The organism is Pseudomonadota bacterium (assembly GCA_036339585.1).
GTDB lineage: Bacteria > Pseudomonadota > Alphaproteobacteria > UBA8366 > UBA8366 > UBA8366.
This window is the reverse complement of sequence record JAYZAS010000025.1, coordinates 30,974-53,948: the sequence shown is the minus strand read 5'-3', so window position 1 is coordinate 53,948 and position 22,975 is coordinate 30,974. Positions and strand designations below refer to the sequence as shown.

Annotated in this window: 22 protein-coding genes and 2 tRNA genes; 16 read left to right on the top strand and 8 right to left on the bottom strand. The window is 45.9% G+C overall.

From position 1 onward, the window contains the following. Positions 1–76: 76 nt before the first annotated feature. The 3 genes from VX941_13175 to VX941_13165 all read right to left on the bottom strand — a co-directional run bounded on the left by VX941_13175 (position 77) and on the right by VX941_13165 (position 3,127). Positions 77–1,027, bottom strand: a complete 951-nt coding sequence (locus VX941_13175) for a TauD/TfdA family dioxygenase (protein ID MEE2934357.1) — start codon at positions 1,025–1,027, stop codon at positions 77–79. Between the two features lie 201 nt (positions 1,028–1,228). Beyond that, the gene (locus VX941_13170; GenBank protein ID MEE2934356.1) at positions 1,229–2,173 is read right to left on the bottom strand and encodes a TauD/TfdA family dioxygenase; all 945 of its coding nucleotides are present in this window, start codon (positions 2,171–2,173) and stop codon (positions 1,229–1,231) included. 9 nt (positions 2,174–2,182) lie between these two features. After that, positions 2,183–3,127 carry a TauD/TfdA family dioxygenase gene (locus VX941_13165; GenBank protein ID MEE2934355.1) on the bottom strand — a complete coding sequence of 315 codons (945 nt, stop codon included), beginning with the start codon at positions 3,125–3,127 and terminating at the stop codon, positions 2,183–2,185. Between the two features lie 95 nt (positions 3,128–3,222). On the opposite strand from VX941_13165, the gene VX941_13160 reads away from it, so the two are divergent. Continuing rightward, complete coding sequence (locus VX941_13160; protein ID MEE2934354.1) at positions 3,223–3,462, top strand: hypothetical protein; 240 nt, start codon at positions 3,223–3,225, stop codon at positions 3,460–3,462. Positions 3,463–3,541: 79 nt separating this feature from the next. On the opposite strand, the gene VX941_13155 is transcribed toward VX941_13160, so the two are convergent. Beyond that, positions 3,542–3,617, bottom strand: a tRNA-Asn gene (locus VX941_13155). A gap of 189 nt (positions 3,618–3,806) precedes the next feature. Next, positions 3,807–3,880, bottom strand: a tRNA-Cys gene (locus VX941_13150). A 168-nt stretch (positions 3,881–4,048) separates the two neighbouring features. Between VX941_13150 and VX941_13145 the strand changes: the two genes are divergently transcribed. The 5 genes from VX941_13145 to ilvD all read left to right on the top strand — a co-directional run bounded on the left by VX941_13145 (position 4,049) and on the right by ilvD (position 11,539). Further along, positions 4,049–4,699 carry a protein-L-isoaspartate O-methyltransferase gene (locus tag VX941_13145; GenBank protein ID MEE2934353.1) on the top strand — a complete coding sequence of 217 codons (651 nt, stop codon included), beginning with the start codon at positions 4,049–4,051 and terminating at the stop codon, positions 4,697–4,699. Positions 4,700–4,891: 192 nt separating this feature from the next. Continuing rightward, entirely contained in the window at positions 4,892–6,313 is a 1,422-nt protein-coding gene (locus VX941_13140) for a TolC family outer membrane protein (GenBank protein ID MEE2934352.1), read from the top strand. Positions 6,314–6,377: 64 nt separating this feature from the next. Further along, positions 6,378–6,962 carry a DUF2497 domain-containing protein gene (locus VX941_13135; GenBank protein ID MEE2934351.1) on the top strand — a complete coding sequence of 195 codons (585 nt, stop codon included), beginning with the start codon at positions 6,378–6,380 and terminating at the stop codon, positions 6,960–6,962. Positions 6,963–7,016: 54 nt separating this feature from the next. Further along, positions 7,017–9,674, top strand: a complete 2,658-nt coding sequence (locus VX941_13130) for a valine--tRNA ligase (protein ID MEE2934350.1) — start codon at positions 7,017–7,019, stop codon at positions 9,672–9,674. A gap of 149 nt (positions 9,675–9,823) precedes the next feature. Beyond that, positions 9,824–11,539 (top strand): dihydroxy-acid dehydratase, encoded by a 1,716-nt coding sequence (gene ilvD / locus VX941_13125; GenBank protein MEE2934349.1) that lies wholly within the window; start codon positions 9,824–9,826, stop codon positions 11,537–11,539. 342 nt (positions 11,540–11,881) lie between these two features. Here the strand turns inward: ilvD and hspQ are convergent, their stop codons facing one another. The 3 genes from hspQ to erpA all read right to left on the bottom strand — a co-directional run bounded on the left by hspQ (position 11,882) and on the right by erpA (position 13,542). Continuing rightward, the gene (hspQ, locus tag VX941_13120) at positions 11,882–12,211 is read right to left on the bottom strand and encodes a heat shock protein HspQ (protein ID MEE2934348.1); all 330 of its coding nucleotides are present in this window, start codon (positions 12,209–12,211) and stop codon (positions 11,882–11,884) included. 48 nt (positions 12,212–12,259) lie between these two features. Then, positions 12,260–13,054 (bottom strand): exodeoxyribonuclease III, encoded by a 795-nt coding sequence (locus VX941_13115; GenBank protein MEE2934347.1) that lies wholly within the window; start codon positions 13,052–13,054, stop codon positions 12,260–12,262. Between the two features lie 122 nt (positions 13,055–13,176). Beyond that, complete coding sequence (gene erpA / locus VX941_13110; GenBank protein ID MEE2934346.1) at positions 13,177–13,542, bottom strand: iron-sulfur cluster insertion protein ErpA; 366 nt, start codon at positions 13,540–13,542, stop codon at positions 13,177–13,179. A 138-nt stretch (positions 13,543–13,680) separates the two neighbouring features. Between erpA and VX941_13105 the strand changes: the two genes are divergently transcribed. From VX941_13105 to tatC, 10 genes are all read left to right on the top strand, one after another. Further along, positions 13,681–14,856, top strand: a complete 1,176-nt coding sequence (locus VX941_13105; protein ID MEE2934345.1) for a deoxyguanosinetriphosphate triphosphohydrolase — start codon at positions 13,681–13,683, stop codon at positions 14,854–14,856. After that, positions 14,853–16,607: an arginine--tRNA ligase gene (argS, locus tag VX941_13100; GenBank protein ID MEE2934344.1), complete on the top strand. Its 1,755-nt coding sequence runs from the start codon at positions 14,853–14,855 to the stop codon at positions 16,605–16,607. Before VX941_13105 ends, argS begins: the two co-directional genes overlap by 4 nt. Continuing rightward, positions 16,607–17,434 carry an SPOR domain-containing protein gene (locus VX941_13095; GenBank protein ID MEE2934343.1) on the top strand — a complete coding sequence of 276 codons (828 nt, stop codon included), beginning with the start codon at positions 16,607–16,609 and terminating at the stop codon, positions 17,432–17,434. The genes argS and VX941_13095 overlap by 1 nt, the downstream gene beginning before the upstream one ends. Next, a complete protein-coding gene (gene nagZ / locus VX941_13090; protein ID MEE2934342.1) occupies positions 17,352–18,449 on the top strand; it encodes a beta-N-acetylhexosaminidase in 1,098 nt (365 codons plus the stop codon). The genes VX941_13095 and nagZ overlap by 83 nt, the downstream gene beginning before the upstream one ends. A 349-nt stretch (positions 18,450–18,798) precedes the next feature. Further along, complete coding sequence (locus VX941_13085) at positions 18,799–19,602, top strand: ScpA family protein (GenBank protein MEE2934341.1); 804 nt, start codon at positions 18,799–18,801, stop codon at positions 19,600–19,602. Next, positions 19,602–20,231, top strand: coding sequence for an SMC-Scp complex subunit ScpB (gene scpB, locus VX941_13080; protein ID MEE2934340.1), 630 nt, complete (start codon positions 19,602–19,604; stop codon positions 20,229–20,231). Before VX941_13085 ends, scpB begins: the two co-directional genes overlap by 1 nt. A 92-nt stretch (positions 20,232–20,323) precedes the next feature. Continuing rightward, positions 20,324–21,391 carry an ABC transporter ATP-binding protein gene (locus VX941_13075; GenBank protein ID MEE2934339.1) on the top strand — a complete coding sequence of 356 codons (1,068 nt, stop codon included), beginning with the start codon at positions 20,324–20,326 and terminating at the stop codon, positions 21,389–21,391. A gap of 101 nt (positions 21,392–21,492) precedes the next feature. Further along, positions 21,493–21,741 (top strand): twin-arginine translocase TatA/TatE family subunit, encoded by a 249-nt coding sequence (locus tag VX941_13070; GenBank protein MEE2934338.1) that lies wholly within the window; start codon positions 21,493–21,495, stop codon positions 21,739–21,741. 36 nt (positions 21,742–21,777) lie between these two features. After that, positions 21,778–22,119 (top strand): Sec-independent protein translocase protein TatB, encoded by a 342-nt coding sequence (tatB, locus tag VX941_13065; GenBank protein MEE2934337.1) that lies wholly within the window; start codon positions 21,778–21,780, stop codon positions 22,117–22,119. Further along, positions 22,116–22,949: a twin-arginine translocase subunit TatC gene (gene tatC / locus VX941_13060; GenBank protein MEE2934336.1), complete on the top strand. Its 834-nt coding sequence runs from the start codon at positions 22,116–22,118 to the stop codon at positions 22,947–22,949. The genes tatB and tatC overlap by 4 nt, the downstream gene beginning before the upstream one ends. The last annotated feature ends 26 nt before the right edge of the window (positions 22,950–22,975 follow it).

The window sequence follows — 22,975 nt, the reverse complement described above, 5'->3', positions numbered from 1 at the left end:
TTATTGGCTCCGCGGTCAGGACTCGAACCTGTGACAAGGCGCGTGACCTCTTGCTGACGGTTGGCTATGATCTTTTCTACTCCGCCGTCGCAGTTGAATCCCATGCAGAGATAAAACCTTCACTCTTTACTAATGTCCGTTGCATGACCCGTTTTTGCGTCGGGTCTATAGCTGAGCGCTTGTGCAGCAGTTGCTGATTATCCCACATAACCAAATCACCCACCTTCCAATCGGTATGCGTCCAAGTGAATTTGTCTTGAGCGACATGTGCCCAGATGCGGTCTTGAAGGTCTTCACTTTCGGCATCGGAGAGCTCGACAATATAGGCCGAGGGAAACCCGTGGCGACGGCTGAGATAAATAGAGCGTTTGCCGGTGATTGGATGGATACGCACCAGTGGGTGCACAGGCCCGTCCACTTCTTCACGACAGGTAGGTTCAACGCCATTATAGATAGCCCGCAACTGCCCAACCGTACTGTGGCTATTATCGTGACACATATGTAGCCCTTCAATTTCTAGCTTGAGTGACTCGGTCATACTTTCATAAGCTGCTACCGTATCGAGAAAGGACGTGTGCCCGCCCCCGTCTATCGGAACCTCAACCGCATTCAATAAACTACCCATCGGTGGGTCCTGCATATAGGAATTATCCGTGTGCCATCCTATTTCGAGACTACCCGAGCCTTTTGTTCTAAGTACAGGCTCGCCGTTTTCATCTAAATTGGAAATGTAGCTGATGCCGGGGAAATCAGAAATACGTGCTGTCCCTTCTTTCCAACCCGCTTTCAAGTTCATCGCCCGAGAACCTGTTTCTTGAACGCCGCCGAGCACCTCAGCCGCCTGATAAAGCAAACTCTTATCGAGAAATTGATTCCGCAATAGTAGAACTTTGTGCTGAGCCCAAACTTCGTTAACCCGAACTGCCACCTCTTTTGGAACCTTTTGAGCAAAATCTAGGCCACGCACCTCAGCGCCAACAGCTGCGCCAGTCGGGACAACTTCAATATCATCGAGTGTATTAACCATATATCTTCTACTCCGCCGCAATAGCGGCTTCATTTATTTCATAATTTCAAAAACAGACATTGGCGGCTCCTCATCAACACACATCTAGTATATATATCTCTTCTGTTTTGAGTCGATCTCGTTCCGGCTTTACAAAGTGTATTGGTTTCCCCAAACATAAGATCGCTGGGAATTACCTCAATTGAATGCTATAACAGCCTCCTACTGCGTTGCATCGTTATTGCCCCATGCTGAGATCACAGGATCGCCCTTGATAAGCGTTCGATGCAATATTCTTTTTTGATTTGGGTTAACCGCGGTTCGGCGATGCATCACCGAACGATTATCCCACTGTAAAATGTCTTTGGGCCGCCATTGGTGGACCCAAACATATTTGTCTTGAGTCGCGTGCGCCCAAAGCTTGTCCATCAGCGCTTCGCCTTCATCATTGCGCATTTCAACGATATAGGTTGATGGGTAATCCCAACGACGGCCTAAAAACAAAGCACGCTTGCCAGTCAACGGATGAATGCGAACTATAGGATGGATAGGCCCGTCAATATCATCTTGGCTTTTTGGCATAGTTTGATGAGGATGCACACGGTTAGCAGTGGTGCGTGATCCATCATGCATCATGTGCTTACCTTCAATGGCTTCTTTTAGATCATCCGGTAATTCTTCGTAAGCGCGGTACTGGTTGCAAAACATCGTATTGCCGGTGTTGTCATCGGGAATAATTTCAGCCCACAGAAGTGTGCCCGTGGGCGGCACCTCCACATAGGTGTTATCCGAATGCCAGCGAATTTCATGGCTGCCGATACCACGATTATGCTGAGTTGGGTTGCCTTCATCATCAAGATTGGACACATAGTTGATTCGCATATCGGTCGAGCTACCCTTGCCTGCGTCCTTAATGCCGGCTTGCCTCCGCGCTTGCCGCGCACCCGCCGGCTGGTGTCCGCCAAAATAACCTGAAAGCGTCACAATGTTCTCGTCCTCCAGATCTTGGTCGCGATAGAGAAGCACCAAATGCTCAGCCCATGCATTGGTTAATTTTTCAACTACACCCGCGGACAACGTTTGAGACAAATCGATACCACGTATCTCAGCACCAACTGCCTTACCGGTAGGTATAATTTCAATATTCTCGACTGAATTAGCGATCACTGATTTCTCCTATTCGGCAGCGGCTACGTTATCCCATGCTGAAACAACTGGGTCGCCTTTGATCAAAGCCCGGTGCATGATCCGAGGCGATGAAGGGTTAACGGCTGTTCGCCGATGCATAACCGCCCGGTTATCCCACATGATGAGATCGCCCGGGGTCCAATTTTGCACCCATACATATTTCTCTTGGGTTGCATGCGCCCATAGGCGATCCATCAGCTCTTCACCTTCATCGCCAGGCATTTCCACAATATAAGTCGACGGATAATCCCAACGACGGCCTAGAAATAGCGCCCGCTTACCGGTCGGCGGGTGAATGCGGACCATTGGATGGACCGGCCCTTTGATATCCGCCTGCGTTTTCGGTGCTTTCCCGCCCACCTGCACCATGTTAGCCGTGTTCCTAGATCCATCATGGATCATATGTTTGCCTTCGATAATCTCTTTCAAACTAACAGGCAGCTCTTCATAAGCTAAAATTTGATTGCAAAACATGGTCTGGCCGGAGCCATCGACGGGAATCTTTTGCCCCCATAATAAGGTAGCCGTTGGCGGCACTTCGACGTAGCTATTATCAGAATGCCAGCGCAATTCGTAAGCGCCATTTCCGCGCGGCTTAGCAGATGGATTCCCATCATAATCCAAATTAGTGACATAATTAAACCGTGGATCGGTTGGATTGTTCTTGGAATGCTCACCCAAACCCATTTCCTGCCGGCGTTTGCGCGCGCCGCTCGGCTGTTGACCGCCAAAATATTCGGTAAGAGTGAGAAGTTTTTCATCGGCCAAACTCTGATCGGGAAACCGCAATACTAAATGTTCTGCCCAAATCTCTATGAGCCTTGCGAGAAGCTCATCGCTGAGCGGCCCCGACAGATCAATCCCCTGAATATCAGCGCCGAGCGCAGAACCGGTCGGCGTAACTCCAATTGTTCCGACAGAAGTTCCGCTCATAAGAGCCTCCTATTCCGCTGCCGTGCTTCTTTTGTAAACTGCACTCGGTATATAATCACGTTTTGTGAATTAAGACTAGATAGGGGAAGACTATTTTGGCAAAGGCGGATCCCCCGATCGAGCCCTGGCGATCTCGATATGGGAAAGCCCCTGCGCCATGCGGTGCAGCTATGAGGTTTGGAACAGGCCGCTTGAGTAACGATTATGATTGGGAAAAAGACGCTGTCGATCCGTATTATTTGGCGATAACAACGCTTCGGGAGCGATATCTCGAATCGCGGTTGCCAGGCGAGAACGCCAGGGAATGGCTCAAGAGGGTGTCAGACTGCAAATAATTCTGCCCACCATCTGCCCACCGGATTAAAAAAGGGCTTAGAGGTTTGTTTTTATTGTCCTCTAAACCCTTGATTTTATTGGCTCCGCGGGCAGGACTCGAACCTGCGACAAGGCGGTTAACAGCCGCCTGCTCTACCAACTGAGCTACCGCGGATCAAAGTAGATGAGCAAATTAACTTTTCTGCCGCTGGCTTATAGCAATGGCGTTGATCACAGGCAAGACGAATAGCTATGATAACGTATTTTTAATGAGCATCTGGATATGTTGCTTTGTAATGTTTCAGCAATCAGTCATATTAATGTCAAGGAGGATTTGCATTTATTATAGGGATGTCTTGAAACATGGAGGTCCGGGAGGGAATCGAACCCCCGTACACGGATTTGCAATCCGCTGCATAACCACTCTGCCACCGGACCATTCTTTTAGTGCAGGGGCGGGATATTAATCAGAGAATGCTGTAGGTCAAGCGGAAGCTGCACGGATAAATTTTTTACGTGTGATTTGAAACGGGCAGATGGGATTGTTAAGTTTAATGGGGCGTTACTGTAAAAATAGTTTGGTTGGAAAAATCGGATGGATTTAATATGGATATAGTCGAAGCAAGACAGAATATGGTTGACTGTCAGTTGCGCACTAACAAAGTTACTGATGCAGCATTGTTGTCTGCGATGGGAGACCTTCCGAGGGAGGCTTTCTTGCCCGTTGACCTCCAGGCTTTTGCTTACTCTGATGGAGAGCTAAATATTGCGGATGGGCGCTCAATGCTTGCACCCATGACTTCAGCAAGAATGTTGCAATGTTTAGAATTAAAAGAGAAAGACATATGTCTCGCTATTGGGAGGGCTAGTGGCTACACAGCAGCGGTTATGGCGCGCTTGGCTTGTGTTGTGTTTGCATTATGCGATGATAAAATGTTGAGCGCAGAAACCACTAATGTTTGTAATCAGCTTGGCCTCGATAACGTTATATCTGTGACGGGGCCCCTAGAAAAGGGTTGGGTCAAAGAGGCGCCATATGATGCTATTTTCATTGACGGCGCTGTAGAAATACTGCCCGACGTCATTTTCGACCAGATGGCGGATGGAGGTAGGCTAACCACCATTATTCAAGAAAATGGCGTGGGCAGGGCAACTCGATTTTTGAAGAGTGGAGCTGCTCAATCCGGCCGCGTTTTATTTGATGCGAAAGCGTCAATACTTCCAAATTTTAAAATGCCACAAAATTTTGTGTTTTAGCAGGTAATAAAGCACTAGATTTTGTGGTATGTTTGCGTTATTGGTGGCAAACTATTGATCAATCGTACTTGGTTGGTTGATTTGGTTTTGGTGGTAAATGAAATTTAGGCAATTAAAACAATTTTTTGCAAACGCTTTTTTGAAGGCTGGAATAGTGCGCAACTGCCCTTGTAGCCAGGAGAGGGTTTCCCTTTGGTAGTAAAAACTTTCAAAAAATGTAAAATCCAAACGGTTCTGCGTGGACTTTGGGTTATAGCAAGTGGTCTAGGTACTCTACAGGCAGCCAATGCGATGACTTTGGAAGATGCATTGGTGTTATCGTATCAAAACAACCCAACCTTGCTTGCACAGCGCGCTTTAGTGCGTGCAACAGACGAGCAAGTTAGCCAAGCGTTGTCGGGTTGGCGTCCGGAAGTTGAAGGCTCGGTTCGGAGTAATACTTTTTGGAACAGACGAAATAACGACAACAACGAAATCAACAGACGCAGCGGATATCAGGCGCAAGTTACTGTTACGCAGAATATCTTTCAGGGCGGACAAACATTGGCAGCCACTGAAGAGGCAGAGAATAGGGTTCGCGCTGAGCGAGCAAGGCTGGTTTCGACGGAACAGTCCGTTCTTTTAAATACAGTAACTGCATACATGGACGTCTTTAGAGACGGCGCAGTTCTGAAGCTTACGGTGAATAATGAAAAAGTTTTGGCTCGTCAATTAGAGGCGACACAAGACCGATTTAATGTGGGAGAAGTAACGCGGACTGATGTTGCGCAGGCTGAGGCGCGCTTGTCAGGTGCGCAAGCAGATCGTATCCAAGCAGAAGGTAATCTTAAAACAAGCCGGGGTGTTTTCAGACAAATTGTGGGCGTAGATGCAACAGATTTGAATAAGCCTGATCCAGCTCTTGAATTGCCTAGTGACGCAAAAGACGCGATCAGGCTTGCCAAAGAAAACAGCCCGGTTATTTTGGCTGCGAAATTTGACGAGGCTGCAGCCCTTCATAACGCCAACGAGATAACGGGGGAATTACTTCCAAGCTTAGATTTGATAGGTCAGGCAACGAAGGGACGTAATCAATCGGTGCTTAACCGGGATAACACAGATTATGAATTGAGGGCGCAATTGACGGTTCCAATTTACCAGCAGGGGTCCGTCTTTAGTAGGGTACGTGAGGCTAAACAACTACATGCTCAGTCTAGAATGCAAATTGAAGAGGCTAGGCGGCAAGCCGTAGAGGAGGCCACGAGCGGCTGGGAATCATTGTCAACGGCGCGTGCTCGAATTGAATCATTGAAGGCCGAAGTGCGTGCTGCACAGATCGCATTAGAGGGTGTCCAACAGGAAGCGTTGGTGGGATCACGCACTGTCCTGAATGTTCTTGATGCGGAACAAGAATTGCTAGATGCTAAGGTCGATTTGGTTAGAGCGGAACGCGATGAAGTGGTTGCGAGGTTCGATGTTATGAGTGCAACCGGACGACTTACCGGCCCAGCTTTGAAGCTGCCTAGTGGTTATTATGACACTAATGTGCACTATAGCGCAGTACAGTGGAAGATATTTGGGCTGGGTGATGATATTGGGTCATCTAATGTATCAAATGAGGTAAAAAAACCCTGAGAATAATTTACAAATTAAGTGACCGGTATGAATTCGATGGGGTTAATTAAGAGAGTATTAAACCATGAGTGAAGGTGGCGGACAGCAAGGACCTTCAATGGATGAAATTTTGGCATCTATCCGAAAGATAATTTCTGAGGATGACGATGGTCAGAAATCGGATATGAAAGGTGCACCTCCTGATACGGTTGAGGATGATGATAGCGAGCTTGTTTTGGAGGACGAGGTTCCTGGTGAAGATGATGATGAAGAGGAAATTGAGCTGGTAGATGAAATAAAAGACGAGGTTTCCAATCCAGACGACGGTCTTGAGAAACAGCCGGAGGAAGCAACCATTGCATCTGAAATTGAGGCCGCGCCACCACCACCACCACCTCCTCCTCCTCCCCCGCCCCCGCCATCTAAACCACCAGAGAAAAAAGCTGATGCGTTGGTTGGGGATCCTCAAAGAGCAAAAATGACTAATTCACTAACCAGTCTATCTGCGGCAATTCGTGAGCACCGGCCTGGGACTACCGTTGAACAATTAGCGGAAGACCTCCTTCGGCCAATGTTGCGGGAATGGCTTGACGCGAACCTCCCGGATATGGTCGAACGTTTGGTGCAAAAGGAAATTCAACGTATGGCGGACCAAGCAGAACCAAAATAAATAATTTTTAGGCGCGTTATCATGATCTGTGGGCTGTCCCTTAATTAGGCATTCATGAGTAATCTCGAAAAATTTTATCAACCAAATGAGGTTGAACCAAGGCTATATGGTGAGTGGGAGGACAGCGGTGCTTTCGAGTCGGGTCGATCACCCGATGCCGATCCATATACTATTGTTATACCGCCGCCTAACGTCACAGGCAGCCTTCATATGGGACACGCACTTAACAATACTCTTCAAGATATTTTAATTCGTCAAGCTCGGTTGGTTGGTAAAGATGCGCTTTGGCAGCCGGGGATGGATCATGCTGGCATCGCGACGCAAATGGTTGTTGAGCGCCAATTGTCTGAGAATGGAGAAAGTCGGCGTGAAATCGGACGAGAGAATTTTCTCAGTCGCGTTTGGAAGTGGAAAGAACAGTCTGGTGGTACCATCACGAAGCAATTACGCCGATTAGGTGCTTCCTGTGACTGGGGTCGCGAGCGATTCACGATGGATGAGGGTCTAAGTCAAGCAGTATCAAAGGTTTTCGTTCAACTGTACTCTAAAGGATTAATTTATCGCGACAAACGGTTGGTTAATTGGGACCCAAAATTAGAAACTGCTATCTCCGATCTTGAGGTCGTACAGACGGAAACCAACGGACACCTTTGGTATTTCCGGTATCCGATCGAAGGTATGGATCAAAAGTTCATTACTGTTGCGACCACTAGGCCGGAAACGATGCTCGGGGACACAGCTGTTGCAGTGCATCCGGACGACAAGCGATACAAAGGCATGATTGGCGAATATTGCTTGTTACCCTTGGTTGGAAGACGTATAGAAATTATTGAAGACGAATACGCAGATCCTGAACAGGGCTCGGGGGCTGTCAAGATTACTCCTGCGCACGATTTCAATGATTTTGAGGTTGGTCGTCGGCATGAGCTCGACATGATTAATGTGCTTGATGCGCGGGGTCGGATTAGTGATGAAGCACCTGAACGCTACCGTGGTCTCGATAGATTTGAAGCTAGAGAAAAAATTATAAAAGACATCAAGGCCGAAGGGCTCTTTGAGAAGGTTGAAGATCACATTCATATGGTTCCTTATGGTGATCGAGGTGGAGTGCCTATAGAGCCGTATTTAACGGACCAATGGTTTGTTAATGCGAAAGAGCTTGCAAAGCCTGCGATCAAGGCTGTCGAGGACGGCGATACGAAATTTGTCCCAGAAAATTGGTCAAAGACCTACTTTGAATGGATGAGGAATATTCAGCCTTGGTGCATCTCACGGCAGTTATGGTGGGGACATCAAATTCCTGCATGGTATGGTCCTGATGGTGAAATATTTGTAGCGTTATCTGAAGAAGAGGCTCATCAAGCCGCACAAAAACATTATGGTAAGATTACAGAACTTAGGCGCGATGAGGATGTTTTGGATACTTGGTTCTCATCTGGCCTCTGGTCTTTCTCCACACTTGGCTGGCCGGAAAAAACTTCTGATCTTGACCGTCGTTATCCCACTGATGTCCTAGTTACTGGCTTCGATATCATTTTCTTCTGGGTTGCACGAATGATGATGCTGGGTATTGAATTCATGGGTGATGTTCCGTTCCGGACAGTTTATGTGCACGCCTTAGTTCGAGATGAAAATGGACAGAAAATGTCAAAATCTAAAGGGAATGTTATCGATCCTTTGGAGCTCATAGACCAATATGGGTGCGATGCGCTTAGGTTTACTTTAGCCTCCTTGGCTGCCCCAGGGAGAGATATTAAGCTGTCGGTAGGCCGGGTTGAGGGCGCACGTAATTTTGCTACCAAAATTTGGAATGCAGCTAGATTTTGTGAGATGAATAATTGCCCGTTTGGAACCGAGTTTGATCCTCGGCATGTATCTCAGACAGTTAACAGGTGGATTATTGGTGAACTTGTTAATTGCAGTATTAAAACAAGTAGGGAACTCGAAATCTTTCGTTTTAATGATGCTGCACAAACTCTGTATCAGTTTGTCTGGGGCACTTACTGTGACTGGTATCTTGAATTTGCCAAACCATTGCTTGCTCATAAGAATGAAAAAATTAAAACGGAGACCCAGAATACTGCGGCTTGGTTGTTCGAACAGATGTTAATATTGCTGCACCCCTTTATGCCCTTTATCACTGAAGAGTTGTATCAGAGATTGATTGGCGGCAGACATAAGCAATTAATACTTGAGCGGTGGCCCTCCCTTGAGTTGGGTCTTAGAGATGAAACTACCGCTAACGAAATTGATTGGGTCATCCGCCTAATTACCGGTGTCCGGTCAGTTAGGGCCGAAATGAATGTGCCTGCGGGGGCTAAAATTCCAGCAATTATTGTCGGGTTGGGCGAAAAAGACAGAGGCTGGCTTATGGAGCATGAAAAGTTAATTTGTAGGCTTGCGCGTATTTCTGATTTTTCCACTGATAAGTCTATCCCTTCGGACGCCGTTCAGCTGGTCCATGATGATGTTACCATATTTCTTCAACTTGCGGCGGTCATTGATCTCGATGCCGAGAAAAATCGTCTAGATAAGGAGATGAAAAAAGCTGTAGCTGAAATAGACAAACTTAAAAGGAAATTGGATAATGAACAATTTCTTCAAAAGGCTCCAGCCGAAATCATAGAAGAGCAGAGGTTACGCTTAGTATCTGAAAATAGGGTTAAGAATAAATTAGCGCTGGCGCTTGAGCGTTTAACGGCACACCAATGATAACGGCGAAAAATATCTATTCTAATGACAATCTTCTTTTTACACCGAACAATCGAAAGAATTAGACTGAATGTCCGGTTGACAAGTCATTGAGGTCAGGGCAGTGAGATCATCAAAAGTTTAGCAGCTGTCAAAAAGGTGTACCCATTATGAGCATCGATAAATCAAAACTACCAAGCCGATACGTTTCCGTTGGCCCAGAAAGTGCCCCTCATCGTTCCTACTATTATGCAATGGGGATGAGTGAAGAGGAAATTGCACAGCCATTCGTGGGGGTAGCGACATGTTGGAACGAGGCGGCTCCCTGCAATATTTCACTTTCGCGTCAGGCACAAGCTACAAAAAGGGGAGTAAAAGAAGCCCACGGAACACCGCGTGAGTTCACTACAATTACCGTAACCGATGGAATTGCGATGGGTCATTCCGGCATGAAAAGTTCTCTTGTAAGCCGAGATCTTATAGCGGACTCTGTCGAACTAACTATGCGTGGCCATTGTTATGATGCTTTGGTAGGGCTCGCTGGTTGTGACAAATCCTTACCGGGAATGATGATGGTTATGCTGAGGCTCAATGTGCCGTCGGTGTTCATGTACGGTGGATCAATCTTACCTGGTAAATTCAAGGGTAAGGACGTCACGGTACAGGATGTTTTTGAAGCTGTGGGGGCACATAGTGCTGGAAATATGAGCGACGAGGATTTGCACGAATTGGAGTGCGTTGCATGTCCCTCAGCTGGTTCTTGTGGTGGGCAATTCACTGCTAATACAATGGCATGTGTTTCGGAAGCGATTGGTCTTGCGTTGCCTGGTTCTGCTGGTGCGCCTGCACCCTACGAATCTCGTGACGAGTATGCAGAGGCATCTGGCTGGTCCGTTATGGAGTTGCTCAAAAATAATTTGCGGCCACGTGATATTGTCACCCGCAGCTCGTTGGTGAATGCAGCTCGTATAGTTGCTAGCTCTGGGGGATCAACAAATGCAGCGCTCCATTTGCCAGCGATGGCTCATGAAGCCGGAATCGATTTCGATATTTTTGATGTGGCAGATATATTCAAAGATACTCCGTATATAGCAGATCTGAAGCCGGGCGGACAATATGTGGCAAAAGATCTGTTTGAAATAGGAGGTGTTCCGGTTCTGATGCGAGCATTGCTGAATGGCGGATATTTTGATGGCGACTGTATGACGGTAACGGGCAAGACAATCGGTGAAAATCTAGAGGATATAAAAGTTCCCGACGACCAAAAGATTATTTACCCGGTTAGTAATCCAATTACCAAAACAGGAGGCGTCGTCGGCTTGAAGGGGAACCTTGCCCCAGAGGGCGCCATTGTTAAGGTAGCAGGTTTGGAAAATCAGTCGTTTACTGGGCCAGCCCGTTGTTTTGATTGCGAGGAAGACGCTTTTTCTTGCGTTGAAAATAAAAATTACCGTGAGGGTGAGGTGTTAGTTATACGTTATGAAGGCCCGAAGGGAGGACCGGGTATGAGGGAAATGCTTGCGACTACCGCAGCACTTTATGGGCAGGGGATGGGTGACAAGGTCGCCCTTATAACTGACGGCCGTTTTTCAGGAGCAACCCGCGGTTTTTGCGTCGGTCATGTAGGTCCTGAGGCTGCGGTCGGCGGACCTATCGGGCTACTGAGAGATGGCGACATGATCACAATAGATGCCGTCGAGGGAATCTTGTCGGTTGACCTTAATGATAAGCAAATTTCCGATCGTAGGGAAGAGTGGAAACCACGAGAGACGGAATTCCAGTCGGGAGCGCTTTGGCGCTACGCTCAAACGGTTGGGCCAGCTTACAAAGGTGCCGTGACTCATCCGGGCGCAAAGGCAGAAAAGCATGTTTATGCAGACATTTAGAGTTAATGCTGCTCATTAAAGTCCTGTGTTTTGGTTTAAGTTTAGGATATCAATTACGGACAATATGCGATCTATCTCCTTGAATAGGATTTTTGTATCATCGATAAAACCTACTTGCTTGGAATAAGCCTGTTAAACTCGGAGTAATGTTTACAAGTATGTCTTCGTAGAAACTGGAATTCAGCTCCATTTCATTCAAAAACGTTGTGTAAATTTGAATGGCATTTCATAAAGGAAGTGGTGCGCACTGAATGTGCCTTTTAGGTTCACTCCGACTTTTGAAGGTTAGATCTTGGTTTCTGGTTTTATTGGAGGGGTTCCGGTGAAGGTTATGGTCGGGATTTAATGGGTGTGCTCCGTCCGCAATACATAGCGACCATCCTCCATTCCGTTAAAAACTGACGAGACCGCTGGGTGTCTAACAGGTTTACCGGTATCGTCTAGTAGCAGGTTTTGTTCGGATACATAGGCGATGTAGGTGATCTCAGAATTTTCAGCGAACAAGTGATAGTACGGCTGATCTTTCCTCGGCCGTGATTCTTCAGGAATAGATTGCCACCACTCCTCGGTATTAGAGAAAGTCGGGTCGACATCAAAAATCACACCACGGAAGGGATGTCGGCGGTGCCGTACTACTTGCCCAATTGGGAATTTTGCGGTGAACTTTTCCATATTTTTGCACTTCTTCACTAAATGACTTTGATAATTAGAGATAAATAATTAGGAACTATTGAAGCCTTTATTCCCATCAGAAATTTCAAGGAATACAGGTGTGTGATCCGACGCTTTTTCCTTGCCGCGAGGGGCTCTGTCAATTTCACAGCTTTGAAGGCGATCAGCAGCCTGCGGGGACAAAAGCCAATGGTCAATCCTAACACCCTCGTCCTTTTGCCATCGGCCGGCCATGTAGTCCCAATATGAATAAGCTACTTCTTTGTGAAGAGCTCGCCAGGCTTCGGTAAGGCCTAAATTGATCATTGTACGGAAACGTGCGCGGGACTCTGGGCGGCAAAGCGCGTCGTTTGCAAAGCCTTCTGGATTATAGCAATCTTTATCAGTAGGGCAGACATTAAAGTCTCCGCCAAGGACAAAAGGCATTTCTGTTGGTAGCAGCCGGGTTGAAATATGTTCAATGAGCCTGTCCATCCAAGCAATTTTGTAAGTAAATTTCTCGGTATCAGTAGGGTTGCCGTTAGGCAAATAAAGACCACAAACTCGTATACCCTGTATGGTAGCCTCGATGTAGCGGGCTTGCTCATCACTGGGGTCACCGGGAAGCCCGCGAGTTATATCATCCATTTCGTGTAAAGATAAAATAGCCACGCCGTTGTAGGCTTTTTGACCGTGGGTCGCGGCTTTGTAGCCACGACTTTCGAATTCCATTGATGGAAAGGCCTCATCTACACACTTTATTTCCTGGAGCAAAACGACATCCGGTTTTGCGTCAGAGAGCCATTCAAGCACCCTCGGAAGTCGGGCTTTTATTGAGTTCACGTTAAATGTAGCAAGTTTCAAAAATAGCTCCGTTTCCTAATATTGTCCTGAAAAGCATATGTGAGAGGTGGGCGCATAGTTTGAAGGTTTACAGTTCAGTCGTATGGTGGATGACGTAGTGAAACACGTGCCGTTCGTGTGCCCTATATTGAGAATGACGAACCACACCCACATGAGGATGTGGCATTGGGGTTTTTAATTTGAAATGATGCCCCGATTAGATCGGTAACGAAATCGAGTTCCGCTCCGTTTAGTAAATCTAGTGAAGTGTCATCGACAACTACAGTAACGCCGTCACGCTCAAACAAGTGATCATCCGGTGTTATGTTATTGTCAAAAGTAAAGCCATATTGAAAGCCGGAGCACCCTCCACCGGATACAGAAACACGAAGTTTTGTTTCTTTATCCGATTCAGTCTCCATGATTTGAGCGATTCGGTTAATAGCGGCTTCGCTTACACTAAAGTTGCGCTGTGTATGCTCATCATGACTTTCGAATATATCAGCCATCTAGGTAATCTAACCCCTGAAAATGGTTGCATAAACATGTTATATAGTTGATAGCAGAGGGTGAAAAGTCAATCACTAGAATTATTTTTACGTAATTTGTACTTCTGCCTTTTCGAATGTGACAACAATACTCCTAACATGTCCATAACACTTGCCCCTTATGCCAGCCGATTCGATGACAGTCGAGGACGGTTATATGTTGAGCCCACCAGTCGACGCCGAACTGGATTTCAACGAGACCGTGATCGCATCATTCATGCGACCGCTTTTCGAAGATTGATGCACAAAACGCAAGTTTTTATATCTCCAGAAGGCGATCATTACCGCACGCGTCTAACCCATACCTTAGAGGTGGCTCAGATCGCACGCGCACTCGCACGTTCTCTAGGGGTAGATGAAGATCTTACGGAAGCACTAGCCTTAGCCCATGACCTCGGGCATCCGCCTTTTGGTCATGTGGGGGAGGAAGCGCTTAATAAATGCATGGAAGAATTCGGTGGATTTGATCATAATGATCAAACTCTTCGAATCCTTACCCTATTGGAGCGACGCCACCCTGCTTTTGAAGGGCTAAATCTGTGTTGGGAGACACTTGAGGGCGTGGTTAAACACAACGGGCCGCTTATCTCAAACGGTACTGATGGAGGTTTACCCCCAACGATAGTTTCATATAACAAAAAACACGACTTAGAGCTTGCTTCTTATCCTGCCCTTGAAGCACAAATCGCGGCTTTGGCCGATGATATAGCCTATGACAATCATGATCTCGACGACGGATTACGTGCTGGTATCATAACACTTGAAATGCTCGAAGACGTGCCGCACATTATTGGTCTCTTTCGCAAAGTTCTTAATGAATACAAAGGGCTGGAAATGCCGCGTGTAATTCATGAGTCTATACGTCGTTTGATCGGCAAAGCAATTGATGATCTGACGGATCAAACCAATGTTAATCTGATTGAAGCAGGGGTTTCCTCAGCAGACGATATTCGATATTTTGGAACACCAATCGCGAGTTTTTCGCCGGCGGTAGCAGGTGATGAAGGAAAAATTAAATCATTCTTATTCAAAAATATGTATTTACACCCTGCGGTACTAAATGAAGCGGCCATTGGGGCGGAACAATTGTGTGACCTTTTTCATTTATTCCATGATGAGCCTGAAAAATTACCTCAGGAATGGGCACAAGGAGCAGATGTACCTCACTCAGCAGTCACTGCACGTGTTGTTGCAGATTATATAGCGGGTATGACGGATCGTTACGCTATTAATTTGCACCGTGCCATGTTTCACCAGAGTGGCTCCAATTCATGAACCTTTTTTTAAATATTCGAAAACATATCATTTCTTGTGTCGATAAATTGGCCTTGACTGAAGCAATTCCGCAGGGCCTTGCACTAGATAATATAGCAGTAGAGCCACCCCGCGATGCGGCGCATGGTGATGTGGCAACTAACGTGGCCATGGTATTAGCAAGGCCTGCTGCGATAGCGCCCCGGGAATTAGCCGAAAAACTAGGGCGGTTGTTAGAAGAGTTTGAGGAGGTTGAAAGAGCTGACATCGCAGGGCCGGGTTTTATAAATATTCATTTGAGGTTGCCTTTCTGGCATCAATGTTTGAGTGACATATTAGATCTTAAAAATAGGTTTGGGGAATCTACTATAGGTAAGGGAAAAAAAGTAAATATCGAATATGTATCAGCTAATCCAACTGGGCCGCTTCATATTGGCCATGCAAGAGGCGCAGTTTTTGGCGATGTCTTAGCGTCACTTTTGAGCAAAGTGGGCTATGATGTGACACGGGAATATTATATCAATGATGCTGGGGCGCAGGTCGATGCATTAGCACGATCTGCTTTTATGCGATACCGGGAAGTTCTTGGCGATGAAATAGGTCACATCGAAGATGGACTGTACCCCGGCGCCTACCTTAAGCCAGTAGGACAAATTTTAGCAAAAAAATACAAGGAAAAGTTTAAGAATTCTCCGGAGTCCGAATGGCTTGGCCCCGTTCGGAAGATTGCTATTGACGAAATGATGAAATTAATACGGGCTGATCTCGCCGAATTAGGTGTCAAACCTGATGTCTTCACCTCTGAGCGTACTCTTGTGGACTCAGGTAAGGTTATCGACTGTTTAAACGACTTGGGTGCACGTGGTCTAATATACGAGGGAGTTTTAGACCCTCCCAAAGGTAAAAAGTTAGATGACTGGGAGCCAAGACCTCAGACGTTATTCAAGGCGGTGGAATTAGGAGACGATGTGGATAGAGCGTTAAAAAAGTCCGATGGAACGTGGACATATTTCGCAGGGGATATTGCTTACCATCGAGATAAATTTCAGCGCGGTTTTTCTAATCAAATAGACGTATGGGGGGCTGATCACGGGGGATATATTAAGCGGGTTAAGTCCGCAGTTAAAGCAGTCACAGATAATGAGGCAACTTTAGATGTTAAAATTTGCCAATTAGTAAAGCTATTGGATAACGGTAAACCTATTAAAATGTCGAAGCGCTCAGGGAATTTTGTTACGCTTCGCGCACTCGTCGACGAGGTCGGAAAAGATATTGTTCGTTTTATTATGCTCACCCGCAAAAACGACGCACCGCTCGATTTCGATCTATCAGCGGTAACCGCACAATCAAGAGATAATCCAGTTTGGTATGTGCAATATGCCCATGCACGATGCAACTCGCTGAGCCGCATGATCGCCAGTCAAATGCCCCGCCTTGATATAAGCTACCGATCTTTAAAGACCTCAAAATTTGAACTTTTAAAGGAAAAATCTGAAATAGACCTTATCAAATTAATGGCTGGTTGGCCGCGCCTAATAGAGGCTTCTGCGACTGCAAAAGAGCCTCACCGCATTGCATTCTATTTAAATGACTTAGCATCTGCTTTTCATAGCTTATGGACGCAGGGTAAGGAGAGCCCGTCGTTGCGGTTCATGATTGAGGATGACCCTGAGTTGACCAAGGCAAGAGTCGCACTTGTTTGCGCATTGCAAATGGTTATTGCTAGCGGCCTTGAATTGCTAGGAATTAAGCCACTAGAGGAAATGCGGTAATGGTTGGCGAGAATGATCCGTTAGAACGTGCATTAGCGGAAATAGATGCAGAAGCCCTCGATGCTGCACCTGAGCCTAGGCGATTTGGGCTCATTCCTATTGTCATATTAACTTTTGTGTTCGTGGCCTTTGGAGGACTCGTTTGGTACGCTTACGATGCTGGCGTTCGTGCCGGCAGCGAAGATGCAGCACCGTTGTTAAAAATGAATGGACCAATTAAAATCCCTCCTCCTAAGCCCGGGGGGGTTACGGTGGCCCACCAAGAAAAAACCATATTCAATCCCGTACAAGGTTCTCGGAGTGACCGCGAGGTCGAGAGAATATTGCCGCCCCCAGAGAAGCCGCTTAGCCCTATGAATGCAGCTCCCACGCCACCTAAATTGCCAAGTCTTACCGGCAAAATGACGAGACAAAAGTTAACAGATACATCTGATGAAAAAAACAAGCAAACTAAACTGATCCGTCCGCCAGTTATCCCAAAAGATAAAAAGGCACCGACCAAACTGACACCTATTGACCCGAAAAAGGTTCGTAAAGCGCAGACAAAACGTCGGCAGAAAGTAAGTGCGCCAAAAGGTGGCGCGTATTTAATACAAACAGGGGCACTTGCAACATCAAAGAATGCGGAGCGTGAGTGGGCAAAAATAAAAAAAAGATATTCTAATGTGGTTGGCAAGCTAAAACTTAAAATTTCACGTGCCGTTGTTCGCGGTAAAGTGTATTACCGATTAAGGGCGGGGCCTATTGCTTCTCGTACAACGGCTACGGGGATCTGTAAAAAGCTTAAAAGGCGGGGTCAAGGGTGCATTGTCGTTCGAGCACGCTAAAAATATCCCTTCTGCTATCATTTACGGTTGTGCTGGCACAGAAATAACCGCCGCAGAGAGCTCTTTTTTTGCTGCAAATAATCCTCTTGGTTTAATACTGTTTTCGCGAAATATCGATACTCCGGAGCAGATCCGTGCGTTAATAGCTGACTTCCGTAACTCGATAGAATTTCCTGACCCTTTAATTTTAGTTGACCAGGAAGGGGGCAGGGTGGCTCGGCTTGGTCCCCCCCTTTGGCGAAAAACGTTGGCAGCACGTGAATTTGGCGCAATTTTTGAAACCGATCCTTCTCTTGCTCTTAAGGCTGTACGATTAAATTCCCAAATACAAGCCCTTGAGCTAGTTGATCTCGGTATAAATACGAATTGCTCTCCCGTGGCTGACCTTGCATGGCCGAATACGCATGAAGTAATAGGTGACCGCGCTTTCGCAAACGATCCAAAAATCGTTTCTGCTTTAGCGCATGAGGTCTGTGAGGGTTATCTTTCGAAGGGTATTTTACCCATTGTGAAGCATATTCCGGGACATGGCCGAGCGATGGCAGATAGCCACATAGAATTACCGGAGGTTAACACGAGTCGCAGTGAGTTGCAGAAAATGGATTTCGAGCCCTTTCGCCGTTTACGCCATATGCCTGCAGCAATGACAGCCCATATAGTTTATTCGGCCTTCGATAGGAAAGTGCCTGGGACTTTATCTAAAACTCTGATCAATAAAGTTATCAGGGGCGATATAGGTTTTGATGGTCTACTGTTTAGTGATGATATTGGAATGAGAGCACTTTCAGGAGATTTTTCAGAGCGTGCTTACGGAGCTTTAAATGCAGGCTGCGACGTTGTCCTTCACTGCAGTGGAAATCTTGAAGAAATGGTGGAAGCGGCAAAAGGCGTTGAGCCGATGGCAATACCAGCGCTGAAACGGCTCTATGACGCTCGTAGTTCATGTAGGCCTACTTTTTTTGATGCACAAAACTTGCAATCGATGCGAGAGACTCTTTCGACTATGCTGGAGTAGATAATTGTATTTTGACAACTCGGACTAACAGAATATGTTACCTGCCCTCAAACGATACGGAATGGGTTTGCACAAAGCGAATCTAAATAATAGTTTTTTACCTTTTTCAGCCATAATCGTTTTGAGGAATTAACATTACGAATATGGAAAATTATTTTAAAACAGTACTTTGGCATATGCGGACATATGCTTGTCCTTCCCCTCTGCAACGTGTTACCGGTAATTATGCAAAAGGTGTTTGTCATTTATAAGCGATACTGGTAACGACGCCTAAAGACGTTATATAGCGAGAGTTTCAGCAGCAGAAGCCGTTCAGGTTATATTCCTAGTAGTTGAGAAGGAAAATGCAGTGGTTTCAGAATTTCAAGAAGATATTACAGATAGATCGGATATGCCTGCTAGAACGTCTCGGCAAGAGTTAGTCCTAAATTTGGACGGTTATGAAGGTCCCATAGATTTATTACTTTCGTTATCGCGCGAACAAAAGGTAGATTTGACTAAAATATCTATTCTTCAGTTAGCTAATCAGTACCTTGAATTTCTTGAACAAGCTCGTGACTTGCGTATTGAGATCGCTGCTGACTATTTAGTTATGGCAGCTTGGCTGGCCTTTTTAAAGTCACGTCTGTTGTTGCCAGCGGAAAAAGGTGAAGAAGAAGAATTGAGCGCTGCTGAAATGGCTGCCCGGCTCGCATTCCAGCTTCAACGCTTGGAAGGAATGCGTAATGCCGGCAAAAAATTATTTGAACGTCCGCAACTAGGCCGTGATTTTTTCAAGCGGGGTAACCCCGAGCAGATGAAGATTGTCAGAACCTCAGTTTTTGAAGTCAGTTTATTCGATTTGTTGCGGGCATATGGCTCGACGCGGGAACGTGAAAATATCTCGGCTCTTCGCATTGATCCCACTAAACTTTATACAACTGAAAAAGCACTGCATTGGTTGCGTCAAGTGATAGGTAAGGCTCCAGATTGGACAACTTTAGAAAATTTTTTACCTCCCGCATTAGGGGCGGGAATTTTGAGGCGCTCCGCAATGGCAGCCACGTTTGCTGCTACATTGGAAATGGTGAAAGCTGGAGAGGTCTCCCTTCGCCAATCCAAAGCATTTGGTCCGTTATATCTCAAATCGGGCAAAAAGGAAGTAGCAGCTTGATGACAATGGACCGATTTCAATTATTAAGAATTTTAGAGGCCATACTATTTTCTTCTGCTGATCCAGTATCAGAGAAAGTTCTGAAAGCACGACTTCCCGAAGGAAGTAATGTAGATGAACTTCTTCAAGATTTGAAATCCTCTTATTCTAATCGCGGGTTTCATCTTGTATCGGTAGGGAAAAAAGCATGGGCTTTTAGGACCGCTCCTGACCTGTCAGATCACCTTAGGATTGAAACCGAAGTAAAGCGCCGTTTGTCACGTGCGGCAATTGAAACCTTATCTATTATTGCTTACCATCAACCCATCACTCGGGCAGAAATCGAAGAGGTAAGGGGAGTGGCCACATCGAGGGGGACGCTCGATATTTTGCTGGAGGCAGAGTGGATTAGGCCACGTGGGCGTCGCCGGGTTCCCGGCCGTCCCGTAACTTGGGGAACAACAGAGCAATTCTTGGATCAATTTGGAATTGAGCAAATTGAGGATTTGCCCGGGATTGAGGAATTAAAAGCTGCTGGACTTTTAGACTCTCGTCGGGGGTTGATGTCGTTAGGTCAAATATCTGATGGAAGTGATAATGCTGATACTGAAAGTTATGAGAAGGATGAAGGCGATATTGCTCAGAATTAATCTATATGCTTTTCAAGAAAGTTAATATCTTTGGAGTTAAGAGCAACCTGCTTTGAAATGGAAAGTTTCATAGGTAAAGAATGGGAGTAGCTATGATCGCTGACCCCGCACTGGAGTTTACTGACGTCTACCACTATTATGGCGACACTTGCGCTGTGCAAGGCTTCTCACTCGAGCTTGCTAAGGGCGAACTAGTATGTTTATTAGGGCCGTCAGGCTGCGGCAAAACAACCACGTTGCGATTAGGGGCGGGCCTAGAGTTGCTCCAGCACGGCGAAATCCGAATTTCGGGGAAACCGGTTGCCAAAGGTGCAGGTTTTAGTCTTCCGCCCGAACAGCGTGACATTGGGTTAGTATTTCAAGATTATGCTCTGTTTCCCCATCTCACAGTCATAGAAAATGTGGCATTTGGAGTGAGGAAATATAAAGGCGAAGAAATGGCAGACGAGATTTCGCAACTGCTTAGAACTCTTGGGATTGCTGATCTGGCGAACCGTTATCCTCATGCGTTATCTGGAGGACAACAACAGAGGGTTGCTTTAGCTCGAGTGTTGCTCCCGAAACCTAATCTTATAATGTTGGACGAACCGTTCTCGGGGCTTGATGCCAGACTGCGTGATCAAATTCGAGATGATACTCTGCATTTATTGAAGGAATCCGGGGCTGCAGCTTTATTGGTTACCCACGATTCGGAGGAAGCGATGTTCATGGGTGATCGCATAGCGGTGATGAACAATGGAGTGACCGAGCAAATTGGTCGACCAGAGGAAATCTACTGTAAGCCGGCTAATTCCTTTGTAACTGAATTTTTCAGCGAAGTTAACCGTGTTAACGGATTTGTTGAAAATGGAAAGGTAAATACAACAATTGGTATGATAGATTCAGGAAATATCGCAGGAGGAACAGAAGTTGAGATCCTTATAAGGCCGGAAGCGCTTCGCTTAACCCGCCTGACGAACCCATCCGTTGAGTTTGGGGTGCAGGCGCTGGAAGCGCGCATGTTAGGATATTCCTCCCTTATCCATCTTTGTGCCAACGGGATGAATGGGGAAAAGGTCCACCTTCATTCACGCATGCCCGGACGCTTTTTGCCGGAACAAAATGAAAGGCTGAGAATTGATATTGACCCGAACCAAACTTTCATTTTTCCTAAGGCATGAATATATTTACAGTCATCTTTTGCCCATAGTCTTCCTAACTTGTATGATAAATTTTTTTATTCCCACCTCGATGAGGAAAACTTTCAAAAAAGGAGAAATTGATGTCGCTGGGTCCGTGGGAAATTTTGATACTAGTTGCACTTGCTCTGTTGGTTTTTGGTGGTCGCGGAAAGATTTCGCAAATAATGGGTGATTTTGGAAAAGGACTCAGGAATTTCAAGCAGAACATAAAGGATGAAAATAAGAGTGAAAAGCCGCTGGATGTGGGAGAGATTGAGCCAAAGACGATTAACACAACTGCTACTGAGATTCTTGAAGAGGAATCAAAAAAAGTAAAAGTTAGAAAGTAAGAGTTTGCACCTAATTTACCTTAGAGACACAAATGCATGTTTGATATTGGCTGGCCTGAGCTGATTATTATAGCGGTTGTAACTGTTGTGCTTGTAGGTCCACAGGAATTACCCAGTGTTCTTAGAACATGCACTCGTGCGGTGAGGCGGATGAGAGAGCTGATGTTTGATCTTCAGTCTGGGTTCGATGATCTGGCCCGAGAGGCAGAACTCGATGAGGTACGCAAAGACCTGTCAACAGTTCCGTATAGAAATATTGTCAAGAACGTTGATGAAGAGCTTGATTTAGAAACCGAATTTAATGAATTAGATGATATTGTTGAGAAAGATAAAAAACCGCATAATTCTGAATCTGACTCAGACAAAGCATTGCCATGAGCGATGGATCTGAAACAGTCAGGCCAAGTGACAAAAACCAAAAGGATGCCGAAGCGATTAATGATCCTAAGTTGCCACTACTTGCCCATTTAGTGGAGCTGCGACGACGACTTTTATATTCAGTGGGTGCATTGCTTATAGCTTTTATAGTCAGCCTCTATTTTGCAGGCCCTATATTTAATTTTCTAGTTAATCCCCTTAATGACCTGTGGCACGGTCAGGAGGGTAAAAGGCTGATTTACACGGCAATGCACGAGAAATTCTTCACTGATTTGAAAGTAGCTTTTTTTACTGCTGGATTCTTGTCGTTTCCAATCGTGGCTAATCAGGTTTGGAAGTTCGTGGCGCCGGGGCTGTATAGTAATGAAAAATTAGCCTTTTTACCTTTTCTCATCGCTTCGCCAGTTCTTTTTTTCACAGGTGGTGCTTTTGTATATTATTTAGTTTTACCCATAGCGTGGGAGTTTTTTGCGGGATTTCAACAAGTGGCAACCGGAGGCCAAATTGCTATAGAACTTGAACCTAAAGTTAATGAATACCTCTCCTTAGTAATGAGGCTTATCTTTGCCTTTGGGTTGAGCTTCGAACTTCCAGTTGTTTTAGTTCTTTTAACCCGATCGGGTTTGGTGTCCATAGAATTGTTAAAACAAAAACGTCGATATGCTTTTGTGATCGCTTTTGTAGCTGCTGCCATCTTGACTCCACCAGATCCGTTAAGTCAGTTCGCATTGGCTATTCCCATAATATTTCTTTATGAAATTTCTATCTGGTGTTCGATTGTCCTTGAACGCAAACGTTTAGCTCTGGGGCAAAGTGAAGTAAATGATTAACATCGACGGCGGCGTAAATTTTAATC